Here is a 617-nt window from a genome sequence, read left to right on the forward strand (position 1 = left end):
TGGAATACGCAGAAGAATCAGATGGGTGATGTCAAAGGAAAAGAGATGGAACAAGACCGAAAAGGTACGGTGAAAAATCTGGATATTGATTTGAACCGGACACATCACAATTACGATTTAGTCGAATCAGATTTAACGTTATATCAACGAGTCAAAGAACGAGTAGATTATGCAAAGGAAACAGGATCTAGAGTTCAGAAAAATTCTGTTGTCATGTACTCCAATATTTTGACGGTGCCAGAAGAAATGGCCAAAATCTGGGGCGAGGAAAAAACGAAAATGTATTTTGAATCGTGCTATGAATTTTTTTCTAAAGAATTTGGCAAAGAAAACGTGGTCAGTGCAAAAGTTCATTTGGATGAAACGAGTCCGCATATGCATTTGCACTTTGTTCCCTTCAACAAAGAAACGGGAAAATTGCAAGCAAGAGTGGCGATGAATAAAGCGAAGATCAATCACATTCATGATGAGTTACCAAAGTTCTTGCGAGAACGAGGATTTGATGTGGAACGTGGAAAAGGACGAAGCAAAGAACAAAACATCAAGGATATTCATGAATACAAAGAGGTGCAGCGTGAAATTGCGGGGTTGCAACAGGAAAAAGAGCGATTAAGAAA

1 protein-coding gene is annotated in these 617 nt (G+C 38.7%); it reads left to right on the plus strand.

What is annotated here, in order from left to right; translation table 11 throughout:
- On the plus strand, positions 1–617 hold a 617-nt coding region (mobV, locus tag D1606_RS18025; RefSeq protein ID WP_199670783.1), incomplete at both ends, for a MobV family relaxase.

Source organism: Rummeliibacillus sp. POC4, from assembly GCF_003576525.1.
In the GTDB taxonomy this organism is placed as follows: Bacteria; Bacillota; Bacilli; order Bacillales_A; family Planococcaceae; genus Rummeliibacillus.